Annotated in this window: 12 protein-coding genes; 4 read left to right on the top strand and 8 right to left on the bottom strand. The window is 58.5% G+C overall.

Features of this window, described 5'->3' with window-relative positions; genetic code table 11:
• Positions 1-148 precede the first annotated feature (148 nt).
• The 4 genes from AGR1_RS28990 to AGR1_RS29005 all read right to left on the bottom strand — a co-directional run bounded on the left by AGR1_RS28990 (position 149) and on the right by AGR1_RS29005 (position 4,217).
• Positions 149-970 (bottom strand): alpha/beta hydrolase, encoded by an 822-nt coding sequence (locus AGR1_RS28990; RefSeq protein WP_149149176.1) that lies wholly within the window; start codon positions 968-970, stop codon positions 149-151.
• 109 nt (positions 971-1,079) lie between these two features.
• A complete protein-coding gene (locus AGR1_RS28995; protein WP_149149177.1) occupies positions 1,080-2,717 on the bottom strand; it encodes a GMC family oxidoreductase N-terminal domain-containing protein in 1,638 nt (545 codons plus the stop codon).
• Between the two features lie 394 nt (positions 2,718-3,111).
• Positions 3,112-3,891: an SDR family oxidoreductase gene (locus AGR1_RS29000; RefSeq protein ID WP_149149178.1), complete on the bottom strand. Its 780-nt coding sequence runs from the start codon at positions 3,889-3,891 to the stop codon at positions 3,112-3,114.
• Positions 3,888-4,217, bottom strand: coding sequence for a nuclear transport factor 2 family protein (locus AGR1_RS29005; RefSeq protein WP_149149179.1), 330 nt, complete (start codon positions 4,215-4,217; stop codon positions 3,888-3,890). The genes AGR1_RS29000 and AGR1_RS29005 overlap by 4 nt, the downstream gene beginning before the upstream one ends.
• Before the next feature lie 138 nt (positions 4,218-4,355).
• On the opposite strand from AGR1_RS29005, the gene AGR1_RS29010 reads away from it, so the two are divergent.
• Positions 4,356-5,252, top strand: coding sequence for a LysR family transcriptional regulator (locus tag AGR1_RS29010; RefSeq protein WP_149149180.1), 897 nt, complete (start codon positions 4,356-4,358; stop codon positions 5,250-5,252).
• Between the two features lie 524 nt (positions 5,253-5,776).
• On the opposite strand, the gene AGR1_RS29015 is transcribed toward AGR1_RS29010, so the two are convergent.
• Positions 5,777-6,430 carry an ImmA/IrrE family metallo-endopeptidase gene (locus AGR1_RS29015; protein ID WP_149149181.1) on the bottom strand — a complete coding sequence of 218 codons (654 nt, stop codon included), beginning with the start codon at positions 6,428-6,430 and terminating at the stop codon, positions 5,777-5,779.
• Positions 6,431-6,434: 4 nt separating this feature from the next.
• Positions 6,435-6,779 (bottom strand): helix-turn-helix transcriptional regulator, encoded by a 345-nt coding sequence (locus AGR1_RS29020; protein ID WP_149149182.1) that lies wholly within the window; start codon positions 6,777-6,779, stop codon positions 6,435-6,437.
• 172 nt (positions 6,780-6,951) lie between these two features.
• Here AGR1_RS29020 and AGR1_RS29025 point away from each other — a divergent pair, with 172 nt between their 5' ends.
• From AGR1_RS29025 to AGR1_RS29035, 3 genes are read left to right on the top strand one after another with little or no spacing between them, the layout of a single operon-like run.
• A complete protein-coding gene (locus AGR1_RS29025) occupies positions 6,952-7,758 on the top strand; it encodes a multiubiquitin domain-containing protein (RefSeq protein ID WP_187772327.1) in 807 nt (268 codons plus the stop codon).
• Complete coding sequence (locus AGR1_RS29030; RefSeq protein ID WP_149149184.1) at positions 7,755-9,155, top strand: ThiF family adenylyltransferase; 1,401 nt, start codon at positions 7,755-7,757, stop codon at positions 9,153-9,155. Before AGR1_RS29025 ends, AGR1_RS29030 begins: the two co-directional genes overlap by 4 nt.
• A complete protein-coding gene (locus AGR1_RS29035) occupies positions 9,152-9,496 on the top strand; it encodes a DUF6527 family protein (RefSeq protein WP_149149185.1) in 345 nt (114 codons plus the stop codon). The genes AGR1_RS29030 and AGR1_RS29035 overlap by 4 nt, the downstream gene beginning before the upstream one ends.
• 8 nt (positions 9,497-9,504) lie before the next feature.
• On the opposite strand, the gene AGR1_RS29040 is transcribed toward AGR1_RS29035, so the two are convergent.
• Positions 9,505-11,727, bottom strand: a complete 2,223-nt coding sequence (locus tag AGR1_RS29040; protein WP_149149186.1) for a S8 family peptidase — start codon at positions 11,725-11,727, stop codon at positions 9,505-9,507.
• Entirely contained in the window at positions 11,727-12,851 is a 1,125-nt protein-coding gene (locus AGR1_RS29045; protein ID WP_149149187.1) for an ATP-binding protein, read from the bottom strand. The genes AGR1_RS29040 and AGR1_RS29045 overlap by 1 nt, the downstream gene beginning before the upstream one ends.
• Positions 12,852-13,053 lie beyond the last annotated feature (202 nt).

The following is a 13,053-nucleotide window of genomic DNA, read 5'->3' on the forward strand; positions in this document are numbered from 1 at the left end:
AAGGGCAAGCGTGCTACCGGGCTGTCATCGGGTTGTTTCTGGAGGAAAGCCGCGCCCATAGTGGGAACCGCGGCTTCGCAACGGGCCGGGCACGGAGAGCCTCCGGCCCGGAGCCTTCAGATAAAGCGTGGATGGCATCGCCGCTGGCTCATGGCCAGGTTCGCGTCACATCGGCCAGGAAGTCGGCGAGCAGGGAATTGGCGCGTTCCGATGCTTCCCAAAACGGCGAATGCGATACGTGTGGGATCCGGAAGCAAGTGTCCTGCCACAGATTGGCGTAGGCGACGCTGTCGACGTAGTCCAGGTTGATGATCTGGTCGTCTTCGCCGTGTACGATCGCCGAGAGTATCGGACTTGTGGTCAAGGCTTCACGCTGATCGATGCCCAGCCCCCGCGCGGCGCCCTCAAACAGGGTCCCCCTGAACGCCTTGTCCGTGCGTTCGATCGCCTGATACATGAAGCGCTCGGCATTCGCGCCGAACACCGCCGTTGCAAACCGCTCCACTTCTTGGGGATCGAGCGCCGGCTTCGCACCAAGGCCACCGAGCGGCCTGCCGCGAAAACCTTCGGCCATGTCGGCCCCCAGCGAGGGCGTTCCCATAAGGAACAATCCTTGAGGGATGGTAGAGTGGTCGAGCATCTCGATCGCCACGTGGCCGCCGAGAGAGGCTCCGACAACAGCTGCCTTGCCGATGCCCAACTCATAGAGAAGTTCGACCGTCAAATCAGCAAGGCCAGGGAGTGTGTAGGTTCGTTCCGGATCGGTCGCATCGCTTGAATCGCCGTGGCCTGGTAGGTCGAACGTGATCATGTGGTAGTTGTCGAGCAACGTGGACGCGAGCTGCTTCTGAAATACCTGGCGGCAAGCAGAGTTTCCGCGGATGAACACGACCGGAGACCCATACCCCGCGCTCTCGACGGCGATCCTGCAGTGGGACGTTACAATGTCTTGACGCCTTGTTGTTCGCATCTCGCGATCTCCTTAAATGCAATCCTGTCGCGCAGGTTGGGGCGATGTGGCGGGGCCGTCCCCGCCACAGCTGAACAGTTCTTAATGGTGGATAGCTTGGCCCCGGCGGCTAGCAGATTGCGATACGGTGCGCTTGCGTCAGCCCGTGCTGCTCCCGGATCAGATCCGCAGCGCGTTCGCCGATGACGACGCAGGGCGCCATCGTGTTTCCGGTCGTGATCCGCGGCATGATCGAGGAATCCGCGATACGGAGACCTTCGATACCGTAGACTTTCAGTTCATTATCGACCACCGACATGCTGTCACGACCCATCTTTGCCGTGCATGACTGATGCCAATATGTGACCGCGGACTTGCGAATGAAGTCGATCATCCCGGCACGATCGCGCGCCCCCGGTGCGGCTTCACCGCTCACCAATGGGGCAAAAGCTTCGCTGTTTCCGACTTCACGGCACAGCTCCACTGCCGCCAGGGCTGCCACCATATCTTCCGGCTCACTCAACGAATTGGGCTCGATGTAGATCGGGTCGTTCGCTTCGGGTCCGCACAGGCGCAGCCGCCCGCGACTTTTCGGCTGCGCGAGACCGGCAAACATCGTCCAGCCATGTTCCGGCGTCGCGATCTCCGCCTCTGCAGGCGCCGGCACCGGGAATTCGAGCTGGCATTGCAGGATATCGGGGTGGCTGAGGCTGGCATCGCTCTTCCAGTAGAGTGTCGCCTCACAACCACCGCCGCCGACACCCTGCGGCTCACGGTAAGCCCAAGTGCAACCGAATGCGAGGTGATCCTGATGGTTACGACCTACACCGGGGAGGTGCTGAACGACGGAGATGCCATGGGCTCGAAGTTCGTCCTCGGGACCAATGCCTGACTGCATCAAGACCTTGGGCGTGTGCACCGCTCCCAGCGACAGGATCGTTTCATGGCGAGCGCGGAACTGCCGGCGCTTGCCACCGACCAGGGCTTCGACGCCGATGACTGTCCGTCCGTCAAACAGAAGCCGCGTCACGAGAGCGCCCGTCAGAACCGACAGATTGGGATGCGACATCATCGGCGTGACGTAGGAGCGGAAGACCGATTCTCGCTTGCCACCATTGATGCGCAGTTCAGCGATGGATGCACCACCTTCGCTCTCCATCATCTCTCCATTTGGGCTGTCATAGACTGGAATTCCGACCATCGCGGCGGCGCTGACAAGCGCTTGCGCGATTGGCTGCGGTGCGTCCGGCTGGGAAACGTGGACCGGACCACCGGTGCCCCTGCGGAACGGATCAGACTTGCCCTGCCAGTCTTCGATACGACGATAGTAGCCGAGTACCGACTTGTATCCCCAACGCTCGTCACCAGACTCGGTTGCGAAATGATCCCAGTCTTCCCTGTGACCGCGAGCCCACACCATGACGTTGATGCTCGATCCACCACCGAGCCCCTTTCCCATGCTGAGCGGAAGGCGGCGGCCCGCGAGTCCCCGGGTCGGTTCCCCGACAAAACCCCAGTCGCGCTCGGTGCCGAGATTGAGTGGCCACCGGGCGGGGTTCGAGACGCTTTCCGCGTCGTCATCACCTCCGGCTTCGATCAGCAGAACGCGAGCCTGTCCGTCTTCCGCCAGACGGGAGGCGACCACCGATCCGCTGGAACCGGCACCGCAAACGATGAAGTCGAAGTCGTTCTGTTCGCTCACGAGCAGGCCATCGTGGCCTTCACGGCGGCCCGCGGCGGCTCGGTTGGTCGCTATTGTCTGTTCCATTTCAAGTTCTCCTGACGCGTTGTGGTAGCCAAGGTAGCCAATCTTGTTTTCAATTACAACGTTTTTATCAATTCTATCATTTTTGCTGTTCGCAATTTTGAGAGGTCGGGAATGAGCCATCGCGTCGAACGACATCAAGATATGTGGAAGGGCATCCTCAATCTGTGCCTCGGAAGAATGTAATGAGCCGATACGAGGCGGCGCGCGAGACACGCGATGATGTGTGAGACTACGCCATTTCGGCCCCGCCAAATGACGCAGGCATGGCACCGCGAACCGGTCTCGCTGGCCGCGGCGGCACGGCCCTGCCGCGGCGCCGGGAGTTGACGAGCTTGGCCCTTGCCAATCTCTTCAGCAGATGAAGGCGTTGATGGGCCGGCACCGCGTCATGTGCTCAAGCGGTCGGAACAGTCCCACCGTCGATCACATGCTCCGTGCCGGTAATGGATGCCGCCCGGTCCGATGCAAGGAATGCGATCAGATCGGCGACCTCTTCCGGCTTCGCTGGCCGCCCAAGCGGTATGCCGCCCAGCGCGTTCATGATCACCTGCACTGCGGCTTCGTACACAATGCCGGCTTCCTCGGCTATGCGCAGGGCCAAGCCATTGGCCCCGGGATCGGCAATCCACCCGGGAGAAACCCGCACCACCCGCACGCCCTTCGGAGAAACCTCTTTTGAGATGCTCTTGCTGTAGGTGTTAAGTGCAGCCTTGGCCGAGGCGTAGCCAGTTGTCGCTTCGTATAGCGGAAGGCTTCTCTGGATCGAGGTGACGTGAATGACGACACCATGTCCCTGCGCAACCATTCCAGGAATTAGAGCGCGATCCAGCCTGACCGCCGGAAAGACGTTGAGGTTGAACTCCTTGTCCCATTCCTCGTCGGTGAGTGCCGCAAAGCCGCCTGATGGGGCAGAGGAGCCGCCCAGGACGTTCACGAGGATATCGAGTCCGCCAAGCTCGCGGCGCACCGCGTCGACGACGGTTTCGACCCCGGCCTTCGTGGTTAGGTCGGCCTCGATGAATGCCGCACCGGAGAAGTCGGCGGGTTTGGTGCGAGCGGTGGTCAGGACACAGGCACCAAGCTCTTTGAAGAGCGCCACGGTTGCCGCTCCGGCACCCGAAGTGCCTCCGGTGATCAGGGCTCGACGTCCCTCTAGGGTAAGGAACGGGGTCATACGGTGATCTCCAGCTCGGCGACCTTGTCGTCCACAAGGACGAACAGGAACCGCAGATCGATCGGGCTGCCGGGGAAGGTGCCGACGGCATGGGCCGTCACCTGCGTCTTGCCGCTCTCGGTGGCGATCAGGAAGGGCTCCACCGTGTAAGTGTATTGCGTGCTTTCGTTGGCCATCCACTGGCGAATGGCATCACGACCCCTATGGGTCTTGCCCTTGTCCTTCACGCTACCATTTTCGGTGAAAGCGGCTGCGACCGCTTCGGGGCTGCCCTCTCTGTCGGCATCGAAATAGGCTTCGATGCCCTTCGGGAGTTTGATTGTCATTTTGGCGCTCCAATCATGTTTTCAACCTTTGCCGCTGTGGGCCGTGACCTTCTCGAGGCCGACACGGACAATCTAGGGCTGGACGCTTGACTTGATAATTGGGACAAAGCAGGATGAGACGTTGCGAAAAGAGGGACAATGACGCGGTCTGTTCTCGCCGATCTGGATGCCGTTCTCAGCATCGCCCGCCTTGGCTCGTTTCGGGCGGCCGCACTTGAGCTTGGCATCTCCACGACGGCACTCAGCAATGCCGTCGCCAAGCTAGAGCAGCGTCTGGCCGTTCGGCTGTTCAACCGCACGACGCGGAGCGTCTCGCTCACCGATGCGGGGAGGACTATTGTCGAGTGGGTCGGACCGGCGATGACTGACATTCACGATGCTATGCTGACGGTCCAATCGCTTCAGGAAATTCCGACAGGCACATTGCGCATCAATGCCTTTGCGACGGCGGCCCGAGAGGTCATCGAACCGCTCATCCTTTCGTTCATGCGGCGCTATCCCCAGGTGCATATCGATCTGGTCACGGAGGGCCGGATCGTCGACATCGTTGCGGCGGGTTTCGACTTGGGATTGAGGCCGGCCGATCTGGTGCCGGCCGACATGATCGCCGTGCCACTCGGCCTGAAGCGCAGCAATGCCGTGGTGGCATCACCCGACTTTCTGCGCACGCATGGAACGCCAACGGCTCCGGCCGACCTTTACCGATTTCGCTGCATCCGCGCGCGTCTTCCCAACAACGCGCTTCTTCGGTGGAAATTCGAGAAGGAGGGCAACGCTGTCCAGATCGATGTCCAAGGCTCGATCACCCTCGACGAGTCGAGCCTTGTCAGGATAGCGGCGCAGAATGGGGTCGGGCTCGGATACGTCATGGAGGCGGATGTCCGCGACGACATTGCGGCCGGGCGATTGGTGCGCGTTCTCGAGGACTGGACTCCCGCCTTGGCACCATTGGCACTGTATTACCCCGGCAGGAAAAATCCGCCGGCCGCCTTCACTGCATTCATTCAGGCTGCCCGTGAATTTGGGAAGGGGTGATAGCGCGGGCGCGCAAAAATATGCTTTCGGGATTTAGTCCAAGCACAACCTTGGCCGACGGTCGGAGAGATGGGAGATGGGAACGGAACAGTTGACCTACCTATTTCCGCGAGCCGGCTCTTGATGGGATCGGAACCGCAGACCCCAGAATTGCTGCGATGGCTCGACAGGAGCAGCTGTGGTGTGCGCTCGCTTGATGGCCTCTATGGAAACGCCGCATTCACTGTCGGTGGCCAGAGTTCCCGATAGGTGCCGGTTGAAGCTTGGGTACGATAATGGATCTGCGAAGATCGGTCTTCGCGTGGATCAGGATGAAACTGTTATAAGGCGTAGCAAACCCTTCAGCAACGAATTCGACGATATCGCCATTCTTGTCCTCGAAGCTCAGGGTAGCCGGCCTCGACATCTTACGACCACCTAACGGGATGAACTCAGCGAGAGGGCTTATCCGATCAATCGTATCCGGAAGCTGCAGCTGTCCAAACCGCGCCTGAAAAAGCGGTGACAATTCGGTGCGCCGAACTTCAGAACGCATGCCGAGGACCGGGCACGTTTCTGTCGGAATTAAGTACGATGACCGCGCAGGCGCGATGGTTCCGCCGCACATACTCGCGAAGTGATGCATAAATTGACGCGCCAAACCTAGTTGACAGAGCAATCGGTACCTTTATCCCGAACGCGCTGTCGGCTGCCATTTGGGCGAACCTGTCATCTTGAAACAGAACCAAGGTCGCGAAGATGTTTGCCTCACGCTCGAACTGATCCGACACGTCAGCCGAAAGGTTCTTATCGCAGTCCTGTATCCAGCGGAAAATTTTGGACTGATGAGGGATATGCTTATGGCCGGCTTCGTGCAGCTTCAGAAAATTCTGCTTCGATTCAGTAACACTGGTATCGACATGGATGACATCCGCATGGACGTCAAAGATGGCCCTCACCTTGTCGATTGCCGATTTGACGTAGCTGGCAGCACGCTCTCCGAATTCTCTTGCGTGTCGCAATAGAGCTCGTGGATCGAATGCACTCATTGGTGCGATGCGCAGCTGTGCCGCGCTAAGCAAGTCTGGGACCGGCGTAGGCAGCCGGTCCCAAGCGCTGGCTTTGTTCAACAGATCGGTCGCCGCACGGTGGATAGCGGAATACTCACTCGGCGAGAGAGAACTGTCGTCCGGTTTCAAGGTGTCAATCCTTTTTCGAGCGCAGATATCCAAGGAATTTAAGCAGCTCGGCTTCCTCGGCCTGCGTTAAGTTCAATTCAGCGAAAGTCGCCGCCCTCCCGTGGCGCTCAACATCGGTACGCGTAGTCGTAATGTAACCTGCAAGCTCCATTAGTCTGTCGTATTCAACGCCATACAGATTGGCTAGGGCATATAGAATGTTTGGGGACGGCTTCTGAATTTTTCCGTTCTCAATCTGACTTAGGTAAGCATTTGAGACTTCTTTGTTTGTGGCCTCTTCGACTGCTCGAAGTGTTAGCTTTCTGTCTGTTCGGATCGACCCTAGGTATTCTCCGAGGGTGACTTTCACAATGCTCCTCTTTTCATAACCGCGCCGGCTCTGGGCTTGAACCGGTCATGGGGGTTCCGCGGCATAAGGCATTATAGCGACCATGCTTGATAAGTCAAGCATACGTCATGTCTGCTATTTTTATCAAGCATGCTCAATTCTTGCTTGACATCCTTAGCATGCTTGATTCATGTTGCAGACACTGATCGGCCATGACGGATCGATCAGCCAACCAACGAGGTTCGAAATGAACAAGACTGCAATCGAAACAACTGTCGCCCGTGTCGAGGAACTCCAGGAGGAAGTCCTTGATGAGATCGTCGAACTGGAAGCCTACGCGAAAGAGGGCAAGCGCCCGCCGCTCGCAAGGGGCTATCGCTTCAAGATCAACGACAAGCCGTATGTGTGGAAGAAGCCGCCCATCGCCGGCCGCGAAGTTCTGGTCCTGGCGGGTCTCACCCCTCCCGAGAACTACACGCTGCGTGTGAAGCTCTCGGGCCATAAGCCCCGCAAGATTGCCCTCGATGAGGAGATTGACCTTCGTCATCCGGGCACCGAGAAGTTCCGTGCGATCCGCAAGGAACAGACCGACGGCGAACTTCAGGGGCGGCGCGATGCGCCGCTCCTCGAGGCCGACTTGGCCTTTCTTGAAGCATATGGGCATCGGTTCGACATCCTCAAGGATGGGTCCATCTGGGTCATCCTCCATGATTTCCCCGTGCCGGCGTGCTTCACCCATCAGCGCATCTCCCTGGCGATCCGCATCGAGCAGGGCTATCCGCTGACCCAGCTCGATATGCTTTATGTCTTTCCGAAACTCGCTCGGATCGACGGCCGCATGATCCCCCAGACCGAGGTTGAGCAGCAGATCGACGGCAAGACGTTCCAGCGTTGGTCTCGTCACCGCGATGGTCCGAACCAGTGGGTGCCGGGAGTCGACTGCCTTGAGACCCACGTCTTTCTCATTGAGGAGATTTTCGAACAGGAGGCCGCGCGATGACTATCACGCTCTCCATGTCGGCAGATCAGCACAAAGATCTGCAGGACTTCCTCTTCCCGGGCGACGGTCTGGAGGCCGCCGCCCTCCTCCTGTGCGGCGGAACCGCCCAGGAGGGTCGCTATCGTCTTTCAGTTCGCGAGGTTATCGGACTTGATCTCGAAAAATGCGTGAGGCATGCAGATCGCATCTCGTGGCCCACGGATCTTCTTGTGCCGCATCTTGATCATGCTGAGGAAATGGGTCTCAGCGTGTTCAAAGTCCATTGCCATCCCGGCGGCTTCCCCGATTTCTCCGACGTCGACGACGATGGCGATCGTGAGCTGTTGCCGGTCGTCCGGTCGTGGGTCGAGACCCCTGTCCCGCACGGCAGTATCGTGATGTTGCCGAACGGCAGGCTTTTTGGTCGTTACATTCTGGAACACGACGAAATGCGTCCACTAGACTTGATCAGCATCGCCGGCCCTGACATTCGCCTTTTCCCAGCACGGTTAAGTGTCGGCGACCAGCCCTTTGCCCGTTCCCAGGATCAGGCATTTGGCAACGGGACCACCGCCTTGCTGTCGACACTCCGGGCAGGCGTTGTCGGCGTTTCGGGAACCGGTAGTCCGCTCCTCGAGCAGCTGATCCGGCTCGGCTTCGGTGAGATCGTGATCATCGACCCTGACATCATCGAAGATCGCAATCTCAACCGAATCCTTGGCAGCAGCACAGCCGACGCCAAGATCGGCCGCCTGAAAGTCGACGTTGCCGAGGCTGCGGCGATCTCGACGGGGTTGCCCACGAAGATCATCAAGATTGCTTCAACGCTGATGTCGCCGTCTGCGATCAACGCCTTGTCGGTCTGCGATGTGATTTTCGGCTGCACCGACACGCACACTGCGCGGTTCGCGATGAACCTGGTATCAACCTATCACACCATTTCCTATTTCGACATTGGCGTCATGCTCGACACGACTGATGACGGAGATGGCGGGCGACGTGTCTCCGATATCCTCGGGACAGTACATTACATTGTTCCAGGTCGGTCGAGCCTTATTTCGCGCGACGTCATCTCTTTGCAGACAGTTGCAGCAGAGGGGCTGGCCGCCAGTGATCCTGAAGCAGCGGCCCAGCAAGTCCGTGACAAATATCTCCGTGGGCTGGCTGTGAACAGGCCTGCTGTGATCAGCATCAACATGTTCGCGGCCGCGCTGGCGGCCAACGACTTCCTTGCCAGAATCCATCCCTATCGTGACAGACCCAATAGCGAGGTCGGCTCGATCGAATTCAGCTTGGGCCAGCTCCGCTTGACGGCGGACGAAGAGCAGGAGGACTGCGCGCTTCTTCGTCCGTGGCTGGGCCTTGGCAAGATTTCGCCGCTTCTCGGGTTACCGGAATTGTCGGAGACGCGCCCATGAAGTGGATTCCGGAAATACCTGGCTATGCCATCGGCGTTATGCGCCACCTGTTCCGTCGCCCATACAAAGCAGTCGTCAGAGAAGGAATCATGCCTCGACTGATCGCCCCCAAAACGCTCTATATCTTGAACGAGGACGGCGAGCCCTGGCAGGCAACGATGCTGTGCCCTTGTGGATGCGGCGCAAGCTTGCACATGAACCTAATCCCCGACGAAAAGGCCGTCTGGCGCGCGAAGGTTGAAGCAGATGGGACCGGAACGCTCCATCCTTCAGTCTGGCGCCAAGTGGGCTGCCGCTCTCATTTCTTTATTCGCAACGGAAAAATCCGGTGGTGCGACTGAGCCCCGCATTATGTCCGAATCGGAATATCGAGGACCGGGCGCAGCGGCTCGAGCTGCGTCTGGTACTTCCGCACAATCTGATCGTATAGATCTGCGACACGCTTGGCTTTGACGCTTACAACGAGCGCATAACGGAGCTTGTCTTCTGGCTCAAAATCCCTGCTTTCCAAGCGGGCATTGTAGTGGATGTCAAAAACCGGGTTCCTGAGGCTCTTACCGAGGAAGCCAACAGACCCGTGTAGCGTGTTCTCCCATTTCCATGCGTCTCTACGCAAATCGCCTTCGGTCAGGCCCTTCTGAGCCTTTCCGAAAAAGCTCTGTGTGTCGGCGTGCAGCTTGTCGCCGTCCTTGCGCCTATCATCCTTCGGCCGAAATGCAATTTCCAAGCCCGCCCGCGTGTAGTTGCCGGGATGATGCGGATCGGTGAGCGTCTTGTAACAGATGGTCGCTGTGATCTGGACCTTACCCGGAATCTCGCCGGTCGGTACCGGTATGGGCGCGCGGACATAGGTTCGGGCGGAAATTGTGCCCTGATAAATCACCCTGATTGTGTCGTCGTCGCAGAGCAAAATATCATCGACGCGACGCGCGACGCGCCCTCGCCCAATCTCCTCGGCCGATAACTCGGACATCTCCGCAGTGTGGATCAGCAGGGCACGGACCGAAAGCATATCGACGCTGGCGCCGAGGTGAGCCTTGACGCCGGCGGCAATACGCAGAAGGCTCGGAGAGGCGAATGACGTCCCTCCAGTGACCTCCAAGCTCGGGCTGCCGTCAAGGCTGGTAACAAGAAATGGCCGCTGGAGCGAGCCGCCGAAATCAACCAGATCGGGTTTGATCAAGCCGGGGCTCCGACCTGGGCCAACCGAGCTGTACGGTGCTCGCGCCCAAGGGCTGTCCGGACTGTCAGCAGCGCCGACGGCCATTGCATTGACGCAATCAGACGGCACTTGGATTCGATTGAATCCAAGCGTCGCGTCGCGCTCGCCATCATTTCCAACAGCAATCGTCGCAAGAGTGTCATTGCGCGCAAAGCGATCATCAAGGACAGCCGTCCAGGCATGGACGTCGTCATCTTCGATCGGCAGCCTGGGACCCAGACTGATGTTCACGAGGTCAAACTGCTTGTTCAGAAGGGTCTGGTCGATGCGGTAGAGAACTTCATAAAGGCCCTCGGGATCCTGGCTGGGATCGGTGTCGACAACCCGGTAGTGGTCCACAGACGCATATGGCCTTGGCAATGGCTTGGTAGGATCGATGTGACCGAAAAGAAAAGCGGAGGTTACATGGACACCATGGCGTCGAAGCTCTTCATGTGATCCTCCTACGCCGGTGGTATCAAAAGGCGTCGCCCATGATGTCAAAGGGTGGTTGTCCGGCAGCCCACCATCAAAGATCGCTACCTGGATCGTGCGATCCATGGCCGGCTGCGACGGGTATTCAATCGGCGGTGACGGCGTCGCGGCAGCCCGTACGGTTGGCCGGAGTATCCGCAATGTCGGCATCTCGCGAAGGGCACGAACAGCGGTGAATGTTGCAATTTTGTCGGCAAGGTTTGCAGGTGCCGTCAATTCGACGAAACATAGACCCCCGGCGTAAAATCGCTTGTCCATGGGAGCGTTGATCCCAAGCGACGCAAGATAGTGTCTGAAAGCTGAGACAATGCTCTTTTCCCCGAGCAGCTCGTCGGTGTGCAGAACGGCTTCAAACGTCACATCCCCTGACGCCGGAATTTCGCCCTTTAACTTTTCTTCGGGCTCAGGGGCACCGATTTCTTCGATAGCAATGATGCCGTTGGCAGAACCCGTAGAGTCATTCCAATGAGGCAGACCCTCGCTCCAGCTGCGAAGCGCATTACGCGGGCCCATGACGAAGATCTCGGTTGTCAACGTCTCTTCGGGAGCCCGGCCCAATGAGCGCTTCTTGGGTGTCACTGACCGTGTCTTACTTCCAACAGCCTCAACGCCGACACGCTGAAATAACTCTCTTGGATAGAATGATTTGGCGATATACTCAGGGTTTAGAACCACCGAAAGCACCGCCTTGTCGTCCGGACAAGCGTTGGCTGGCAGGAGGTCGACTTCCGCCACCGCCCGTGTCAACATCGGCGCGAGTCGAGAACGTGACTCCAAAAAGGTATAGGGATGCTGCTTCGGAGCGCCGCCCCGGACACCGGTCACAGACGACACAAGTCGCTCACCCTTTCCGAGAAGAAAGTTCTGCCTTGCCATCAAGCACCTTTACGCCTGCGGGTTAAGGCCTCGGGCTGCGCGTGACTTCGCACGGTATCCCGGGCAACACCAGTGAGCTTCTGAACGCTTCGCTGCGAGACCCCGCTCTGAACCAGCATGGTGGCGAGCGCTATCCGGTCATTCTTTGACAGGCTTTCCAATTGAATCAGGGCTTGCAGATGGTCCTCCACAGCTTCACCGGAGATGGCCGCGCCACGCCGAGCCCGCTCTATCGACTGCTGGATGTCGCTGAACGATTTGCCGTGAAGTGCGATCGCAAGCACCTTGGACCAGTGGCTCGCATTCACGGAATGCGGTCCAAGGAGCCTACCGACATGATCCTCGATCGCCGGCGCGTCAGGCATCGGGAACTCGATCTTCATCTCGAATCGCCGCCAAACCGCGGGATCAAGCAAGTCGGGGTGGTTGGTGGCAGCGATCAATAGACCTTTCGCCGGCCAATCATCGATTTGCTGAAGCAGCACGGTCACCAGCCTTTTCAGCTCGCCGACCTCGTCGCGATCATCGCGGCGTTTCGCGATTGCGTCCAACTCGTCGAGCAACAGGATGCAGTCAGCCTGCTTGGCATAGTCCAAGACTTGCCGCAGGTTCGCGCCTGTGCGCCCGAGGTAGCTGCTCATCACTGCGGCGAGGTCGAGAGTCATTAGGGGCTTGCCCAACTCTCTGGCGAGCCACCTGGCAGCAAGTGTTTTGCCGACGCCAGGTAGGCCGACGAAGAGCGCGGTCCGCGTCGGATCGAGCCCAGCTGCGTCCAGCGCATCTAACCGTCTTCGCTCATTGATCATCTGAGAAAGCATGGCGGCCACCACCGGTGCCAACACTGGGGGATGGTCAAATTCGATGTTCTCTTCGATCTTGAGCAAATGCAGACGGGAGTCATTGTCGACCGGCAACGGCATTTCGACCATCCGCCGAAGCGGTGTGTCTTTTGAAGGAGCCTCCCTTAGAAGGGCAGTCAACGAATTGGAAAGCTCAGGCTTGTCGGCGCGGGTCTTGCGCGCAATTTTCTGGACCAGCATCTGAATATCCTGGGGCCGGCCGGCAAGTGCCAGACGGGCGAGACTGATGATGTCGGATTCAAGATCCGCTTTTGCTGGTGTCATTTCCGGAAAATCCTTGTGGGCGATCGACTCTCCCTCAAAGTGGACGAAAATTCAATAATGAATGGTAAAATTCTTCCACTATGTAGTTAAGTATATGAATTATATATGACTTCTTATGGCACATCCACGGTGGCATCACTAGGTATTTGCTGCCTTTCTCGTTCAAATCCCCGACCGGCTTCTGATTCGAGCGTCAGAACTC

The sequence above is a fragment of the Agrobacterium sp. B1(2019) genome (genome assembly GCF_008274755.1).
Taxonomy (GTDB): domain Bacteria; phylum Pseudomonadota; class Alphaproteobacteria; order Rhizobiales; family Rhizobiaceae; genus Agrobacterium; species Agrobacterium salinitolerans.